The 7,770-nt window shown below is 69.4% G+C and carries 6 protein-coding genes; 4 read left to right on the top strand and 2 right to left on the bottom strand.

What is annotated here, in order from left to right; translation table 11 throughout:
* The first annotated feature begins 133 nt into the window (after positions 1 to 133).
* Positions 134 to 721, top strand: a complete 588-nt coding sequence (locus ACFVM3_RS41355; RefSeq protein ID WP_378445312.1) for a D-alanyl-D-alanine carboxypeptidase family protein — start codon at positions 134 to 136, stop codon at positions 719 to 721.
* Between the two features lie 100 nt (positions 722 to 821).
* Here the strand turns inward: ACFVM3_RS41355 and bla are convergent, their stop codons facing one another.
* Entirely contained in the window at positions 822 to 1,739 is a 918-nt protein-coding gene (gene bla / locus ACFVM3_RS41350; RefSeq protein WP_378445310.1) for a class A beta-lactamase, read from the bottom strand.
* Positions 1,740 to 1,924: 185 nt separating this feature from the next.
* On the opposite strand from bla, the gene ACFVM3_RS41345 reads away from it, so the two are divergent.
* Both ACFVM3_RS41345 and ACFVM3_RS41340 read left to right on the top strand, forming a co-directional pair.
* Positions 1,925 to 3,157, top strand: a complete 1,233-nt coding sequence (locus ACFVM3_RS41345) for a thiolase family protein (protein ID WP_257487871.1) — start codon at positions 1,925 to 1,927, stop codon at positions 3,155 to 3,157.
* A 1-nt stretch (position 3,158) separates the two neighbouring features.
* Positions 3,159 to 5,270 (top strand): 3-hydroxyacyl-CoA dehydrogenase NAD-binding domain-containing protein, encoded by a 2,112-nt coding sequence (locus tag ACFVM3_RS41340; RefSeq protein WP_378445308.1) that lies wholly within the window; start codon positions 3,159 to 3,161, stop codon positions 5,268 to 5,270.
* Between the two features lie 157 nt (positions 5,271 to 5,427).
* On the opposite strand, the gene ACFVM3_RS41335 is transcribed toward ACFVM3_RS41340, so the two are convergent.
* Positions 5,428 to 5,973 (bottom strand): permease-like cell division protein FtsX, encoded by a 546-nt coding sequence (locus tag ACFVM3_RS41335; protein WP_378445306.1) that lies wholly within the window; start codon positions 5,971 to 5,973, stop codon positions 5,428 to 5,430.
* A gap of 78 nt (positions 5,974 to 6,051) precedes the next feature.
* On the opposite strand from ACFVM3_RS41335, the gene ACFVM3_RS41330 reads away from it, so the two are divergent.
* On the top strand, positions 6,052 to 7,653 hold the full coding sequence (locus ACFVM3_RS41330; RefSeq protein WP_378445304.1) for a histidinol-phosphatase: 1,602 nt from the start codon (positions 6,052 to 6,054) through the stop codon (positions 7,651 to 7,653).
* The last annotated feature ends 117 nt before the right edge of the window (positions 7,654 to 7,770 follow it).

Raw genomic sequence — 7,770 nt, 5'->3', positions numbered from 1 at the left:
GGTTGAAGGTTGCGAAAGTGGCTTTCGCAACGCCGCCCTCCACCAGGGCTTTCCGATTTGGTTGGCCTTCCGGGCGGTTCTGGGAACAACCTCACAAACCGTGGCGCCCCGCCGGACGCTGGGTAGCTTCGGTGTGGTGCCGACCACCTCCACCTCCCACCGCCGGACGGCGATCAGCGTGCTCGTGGCGCTGGGTCTCGTCGGGGCCGCGATGGTGACGCTGGGAGCCACCGGCGTGGCCGTCAAGGCAGTGAACGGGCAAGCGCTCGCGGTCCTCGAAGAGATCCCCGGACCCGAGTCCGGCCCGACGTGCGCCGTCGACAAGCGTTATGTCGACGAAGAGACCTTCGGCATGCGCCCGGACGTGATCGAAGCGTGGAACGCCCTGCGCGCCAAAGCCAAGGCCCAGAACGTCACGCTCTGCGTGAACGACGGCAAGCGTAGCCGGAGCCAGCAGCAGCGCGAGTTCGACAAGGCCGTCGAGCGGTTCGGCTCCGTCGAGCAGGCCAAGAAGTGGGCGCTGCAGCCCGAGACGTCCATGCACGTCAAGGGAATCGCCGTCGACATCCAGCCGCTGAACTCGGCATCGTGGGTCGACAAGAACGGTGGCGCGCTCGGCTGGTGCCGCCGTTACGACAACGAGAAATGGCACTTCGAGTACGACCCGGCCTACAAGACCAACGGTTGCCCGGCCCTGCTTCCCAGCGCCACCGGCAACTAACGCGTAACTCGCGTGATCGGACGCGTATCTCGCGTGATTGAAGGCGTAACTCCTCCAATCACGCGAGTTACGCCTTCAATCACGCGAGTTACGGATTCCCTCACGTGAGGGTTTCGGCCACGTACCTCGCGGCCTCGGCGAGGAGCGCCTGGTCGTACGGAGCGTCCTTGGCCGCCTTGCTGGACATGATCGCGACGACCAGCGGCGCCTTGTCCGGCGGCCATACGACGGCGATGTCGTTCAGCGTGCCGTAGTCGCCGGTCCCGGTCTTGTCGGCGACGGTCCAACCGGACGGCAGGCCAGCGCGGATCCGCTGGGCGCCGGTGGTGTTGCGCTGGAAGAGGTCGCGCAGGAAGTCCCGTTTATCGGCCGTCAGCGTGTCGCCCAGCACGATCTCCCGGTAGTCGGCGGCGAATGCGCGCGGAGTCGTGGTGTCACGAAGGTCGCCAGGGGTGGCCTCGGTGATGGCCGGTTCGACCCGGTCCATCCGCGTGACGGTGTCGCCGAGGCCGCGCGTGAACGCCGTCAGCGCGGCCGGGCCGCCGAGGTCCCGCAGCAGCAGATTGCCCGCGGTGTCGTCGCTGAACCGGATGGCGGCGTCGCACAGCTGGCGGATCGTCATGCCGGTGGCCACGTGCCGCCCGGTGACCGGAGCGTGTTTCATCAGGTCGTCACGCGTGTATTCGACCCGGGTTTCCAGATGCGACAACGGATTGCGCTGCAGGACGGCGGCGGCCGCCACTCCTTTGAACGTCGAACAGAACGCGAACCGCTCGTCGGCGCGGTGCTCGACCGTGGCGCCGCCGCCGGTGTCGACCGCGTACACGCCGAGCCTGGCGTCGAACTTCTTCTCCAGCTCCATCAACCGGTCGTGGAACTGGCGCGGGGTGGACGGCGAGGCCGGCGGAGGGGGCGAAGGGCTCGGAGGCGGGGTCCCGCGGGTGCAGGCGGCCAGTGACGCGAGGACCGTCATCCCCAGCAGCGCACGACGGGTGACGGCCGGCCCCGGCGAGTTCATCGTGACCCCTCCCCTTGATCACGTCGAACATAGCAACTTCCCCACCACCCCCGGATCGGCCAAGCGGCCGAGGCGGGTGACCCCGGGAGTGTGCCTTCCCCCACTCGACCGGGCCACCATCCTGGTTACCGACGGGTAACCGGGGCTAGGGTGCGGTCAGGACTACCTCAACTTCAGGAGCATTCGTGGCCGCAGGAGCAACACCGCTCGCGCCGAACGCGCGGTCGGTACGCAATGTCGCCTTCGTCGAAGGGGTGCGAACGCCCTTCGGCAAGGCAGGCGAAAAGGGTATGTACGCCGGCACTCGTGCCGACGATCTCGTCGTCAACGCCATCCGTGAACTGCTGCGGCGGCATCCCGAGCTGCCGCCCGAGCGCGTCGACGAGGTGGCGATCGCCGCCACCACCCAGATCGGGGACCAGGGCCTGACCATCGGCCGCACCGCCGCGCTGCTGGCCGGTCTGCCGAAGTCGGTGCCCGGCTTCGCGCTGGACCGGATGTGCGCGGGCGCGATGACCGCGGTCACCACGACCGCGAGCGGGATCGGCATCGGCGCGTACGACATCGCCATCGCCGGCGGCGTCGAGCACATGGGCCGCCACCCGATGGGCGAGGGCGTCGACCCGAACCCGCGCATCATCGCCGACAAGCTTGTCGACCCGACGGCGCTCGTGATGGGCCAGACCGCGGAGAACCTGCACGACCGGTTCCCGGCGATCACCAAGCAGCGCACCGACGCCTTCGCCGCGCGCAGCCAGGAGAAGTACGCCGAGGCCGTGAAGACCGGCAAGATCGGCCCCGAGCTGGTCCCGGTCGCCACCCGGTCCAAGGAACTCGGCTGGGGTCTCGCGACCGAGGACGAGCCGCCCCGTCCCGGCACCACCGTCGAGCAGCTCGCCGGGCTGAAGACGCCGTTCCGCCCGCACGGCCGGATCACCGCGGGCAACGCGGCCGGTCTCAACGACGGCGCCACCGCGGCCCTGCTCGCCGACGAGGACACCGCCCGCGAACTCGGCCTGCCGATCGGCATGCGCCTGGTGGGCTACTCCTTCGCCGGCGTCGAGCCGGAGGTCATGGGCATCGGTCCGGTCCCGGCCACCGAGAAGCTGTTCAAGCGCACCGGCCTGTCGATCGACGACATCGGCCTGTTCGAGATCAACGAGGCGTTCGCGGTCCAGGTGCTCGCCTTCCTCGACCACTTCGGCATCGCCGACGACGACCCCCGCGTCAACCAGTGGGGTGGCGCGATCGCCTGCGGTCACCCGCTCGCGTCGTCCGGCGTCCGGCTGATGACGCAGCTCTCGCGTCAGTTCGCCGAGCGTCCCGACGTGCGCTACGGCCTGACCACCATGTGCATCGGTATCGGCATGGGCGGCACCGTGATCTGGGAGAACCCGGCGTTCGAGGGGGCCAAGTAACATGACTTTCACCGCTGAGCAGGCGAAAGCCGCCTTCCCCGACGAGGTCGTCACGAACGCGGTCACGCGTCTGGTGAAGGTGCCCGGGCTCGACAAGCCGGTCGCCCTGATCACCCTGGACAACGGCCACGACCACACCCGGCCGAACACCTTCGGCCCGCAGGGCCTGGTGAGCCTCAACGCCGCGATCGACGCCGCCTTCGCCGCGGAGCCCGCCGCGATCGCGGTCACCGGCAAGCCGTTCATCTTCGCCGTCGGCGCCGACCTTTCCGGTGTCGAAGCGGTCGCGGATCCGGCGCTGGCGCGGGAGATCGCGCAGACCGGGCACGACGTGTTCCGGCGCCTCACCGAATCCGAGATCCCGACGTTTTCGTTCATCAACGGCGCGGTGATGGGCGGCGGACTCGAACTCGCGCTCTCCTGCCACTACCGCACGCTTTCGGAGAACACGGCCGCGATCGCGTTCCCCGAGGTCTTCCTCGGCCTGTTCCCGGGTTGGGGCGGCACACAGCTGCTGCCGAACCTCATCGGCCCGGACGCCGCGGTGACCGTGATCATCGAGAACGCGCTGGCGCAGAACAAGATGCTGAAGGTCGCGCAGGCGGCGGAACTCGGCATCGTCGACGAGGTCTTCGGTTCGGCCGACTACCTGGAGCAGTCGCTGCTGTGGCTGGCGAAGGTCGTCAACGGCGAGATCACCCCTGCCCGCCGTGAGATCGACCGCGGCGCGGGCTGGGACGCCGCGATCGCCCGCGCCAAGGCCATTGTGGACGGACGCACCAAGGGCGCGTCCCCTGGCGCGACCAAGGCCGTCGAGCTGCTGGAGCTGGCCCGCGAGAACGATCTGGACCGCGGCTACGCGGCCGAGACCGACGGGCTCGCCGAACTGCTGATGGACGACACCCTGCGTGCCGGGCTGTACTCGTTCAACCTGGTCAACAAGCGCGCCAAGCGACCGGCGGGCGCGCCGGACAAGTCGCTGGCGCGCAAGGTGAACAAGGTCGGCATCGTCGGCGCGGGCCTGATGGCCAGCCAGATGGCGCTGCTGTTCGTGCGCCGTCTGAAGGTGCCCGTCGTGCTCACCGACGTCGACCAGGAACGCGTCGACAAGGGTGTGTCCTATGTGCACGGTGAGATCGACAAGCTGCTGGCCAAGAAGCGGGTTTCGCCGGACGGCGCGAACCGGCTGAAGGCGCTCGTCACCGGCTCGCTCGACAAGTCCGCGTTCGCCGACGCCGACTTCGTGATCGAGGCGGTGTTCGAGGAGCTGGGCGTCAAGCAGAAGGTCTTCGCCGACCTGGAGCAGTACGTCTCGCCCGAGGCGATCCTGGCGACGAACACCTCGTCGCTGTCGATCACCGCGATGGCGTCGCGGCTCAAGCACCCGGAGCGCGTGGTCGGGTTCCACTTCTTCAACCCGGTCGCCGTGATGCCGCTGCTGGAGATCGTCCGCGCGGAGAAGACCGACGACGCCGCGCTGGCGACGGCGTTCGCGCTCGGCAAGCAGCTCAAGAAGTCGAGCGTGCTGGTCAAGGACGCGTCCGCGTTCGTGGTCAACCGGCTGCTGCTGCGTTTCCTCGGCGAGGTGCTGGTGACCGTCGACGAGGGCACGCCCTTCGACGTCGCGGACAAGGCGCTCGAGCCGCTGGGCCTGCCGATGACGCCGCTGACGCTGATGCAGCTCGTCGGCCCGGCGATCGCGCTGCACGTCGGCGAGACGCTGCACGAGGCGTTCCCGGACCGGTTCACCGTCAGCGAGAACCTGGACCGCTTCGTGAAGGCGGGCAAGAAGGGCGTCTGGCAGTGGGATGACAAGGGCAACGCCACCGTCGACCCCGAGGTGGCCGAGCTCTGGCAGCAGGGCGACTCGCCGTCGACGTCCGAGCAGGTGCGTGACCGCGCGCTCGCCGCGATCGCCGAAGAGATCCGGATCATGCTCGACGAGGGCGTGGTCGCGGAGGCGCAGGACATCGACCTGTGCCTGATCCTCGGCGCGGGCTGGCCGTTCTGGCTCGGCGGAATCACGCCGTACCTCGACCGGGCGGGTGTGTCCGAGAAGGTCAACGGCAAGCCGTTCCTGGCCCCTGGCGTGGCGAGCGTGCCGCTCTCCTGACCGTGAGTGGAAGGCCACCGTCAGCGTTCTCTTGATCGCAGGCGGTGGCCCTTCACGTTTTTCGTGGATTTCGTGGCGCATGACTGCGTTTTCGTGAACACTTCGAGGCGGTTGAGGAAACCCTGTCTCCCCGGCCATCCCCCGGGGAGACAGGCCGTCAGCGTTCCCCCGACGGCGGGCAGGGCGGCGGTGTGGTCGTCATCTGAGCGGCGATCCGCGCTGGATCGAGCACGTCGACCTTCTCCGCGTCGGGGAACCGCTGCCGCAGCTCGTTCGCCCACCCTTCGACGTCGGTTCCGGCCACGGGCACGACATGGACGGCGGCGGGAAGGGTGTCCGGCGTCGTCAGCTCCAGCAATTCCGGCCGGTCCGCGAAGATCTTCTTGAAGCGCTGGTAAGCCTGCGCCTTGGTTTCGGTGAACACCCGGCGGGCTTTCGGGTCGTCCCGGAGCGCCTGAGCGGCGGTGGTCATGTCCGCGTCGGCGCCGACAGCCATGAGCACCCGGAGCCCGCAGAGTTCCCGCTCCCCCAGCGGGACGGGCACGGTGTCCCGTGGCAACGCCGCCGGGGCGGGCGGATCGGTGACCCGATTCAGGACGACGACGGCCGTCGTCACGACGGCGGCGACGACCAGGACCGCGACGACTCCGACCACCCAGAGCAACCGCCGCGGTGCCTTGGGTGTCCGTTCCGGTTGCTCCACAGGGACGATCATCACACGGCGCGGTTCATTCGCCGTCCGGACATCACCCGTTCAGCCGGGCTCTTTACCGTGCCGCCGGTGAACAGCGAAAAGCCCGGCGTCGACCGCCGCGGATTCCTCAAGCGCGCGGGCCTCGTGTCCGCGGCGGCCGCGGGTGCCCCGCTCGCCGCCAACGCCCCGGCGGAAGCCCTCGACCTGAACCTCGACATCGATGTCGACCTGCTCTTCGGCCGGGACCGCTACCGGTGGCTGGTGGGTGATCACCACATCCACACGCAGTACTCCTACGACGCGATGTACACAGTGGACGGAATCGCCGTCGACGCGCGCCGCCACGGGGCGGACTGGGCGGTGATCACCGATCACGGCCACGCCGCGCACGAGAAGTCGTCGGTGGAGCGCACGGACGCGGCGATCCGGGCAGCGCAGCGTGAGCACCCCGACCTCCTGCTGTGGCAGGGCATGGAGTGGAACGTGCCCGGCGCCGAGCACGCGACGCTGTTCTTCCAGGCGGGTGCGAACCAGGCCACGAAACTGCGTGAGTTCGAGCGCGCCTTCGACTGGCGGCTGACCGGGACCGAGCCGGGCACTCCGGACAACGAGGCGCTGGCCGTCGCGGCGATCCGCTGGCTCGCCGCCGAAGAGCGGGCCCGCCGGATTCACGCGCCGGTGGTGGTGATCAACCATCCGCTGCGCAACGGCCGGATCGCCCCGCACGAGATCCGCGCGCTGCGCGACGCCGCGCCCGGGATCGTCATCGGCATGGAAGGCGCGCCGGGCGCGCAGGCCGACGGCTTCCCGAAACCGCTCGGGAGCGGCGGTGGCGCGCGCGGCGGTTACGGCAACTCCCCCGGTCCGAACTCGTGGCCGGGTTTCCCGGAGTCGGCGTACCGCACCTACGGCGGCTTCGACTGGAGCACCGCGACCGTCGGCGGGCTCTGGGATTCGCTGCTGGCCGAAGGAAAGCCGTGGTGGATCACGAGCAACTCCGACTCGCACTACAACCGCGGCGACACTCATGTCCGACCCGGCGTCCCGGACGGCTACTACGACGAGCACGGCGCCTACCCGGACCCGATCGACACCGGCGTCCCGCAGACTCTGCCGCCGTACGCGGATTTCGCGCCCGCCGAGTTCAGCCGGACCGTCGTCGGTGTGTCGCGCCGAAGCCACGAAGGTGTGTTGGAGGGCCTGCGCGCGGGACGCGTCTGGGTGGTCCACGGCGGGCTCGCGCAGGAACTGGAGTTCGGCGCGTACAGCGGGTGGAGCTCGGCGACGATGGGCGGCAGGCTGCGGGTCCGGCGCGGATCCGACGTCACGGTCGTCGTCTCGGCGAAGCTGGCCGCCCGGCCGAACGGCGGCGGCACGATCCCCCGGCTCGCGCGGCTCGACCTCGTTTCGGGACCGGTGACCGGCCCGGCCGCCCACCGGGACACGCAGACCGCCCCGGGCACGCGGGTCGTGCGGTCCTTCGAACCGCGGTGGGCGCCGGGCCGGCGGGTGGCCTTCCGGCACACGTTCCGCAACGTGCGCGAGCCGTTCTTCGTGCGCACGCGCGGCACGGACGGCAAGAAGCACGTGCCCGGCGGGATCGAGCCGAGCGCCGACGTGATCGGGCAGTCGAACCCGTTCGAAGACCTGTGGCTGTACGGGAACCCGATCTTCGTCGACGTGCGGTAGGTGCTTGGGCCTCGTGAGTGGTAAGGACGGGGTGGATTCATGCGATCGTCGCAACGTGCTCCTGTTAGGACAGTAGCTTGTTGAGTCGTTCGGCTGGGGTGTCCCAGTTGAGGGTTT

The organism is Amycolatopsis sp. NPDC057786, from assembly GCF_042797905.1.
Lineage (GTDB): Bacteria > Actinomycetota > Actinomycetes > Mycobacteriales > Pseudonocardiaceae > Amycolatopsis.
This window is presented reverse-complemented; position numbering and strand designations above follow the sequence as displayed.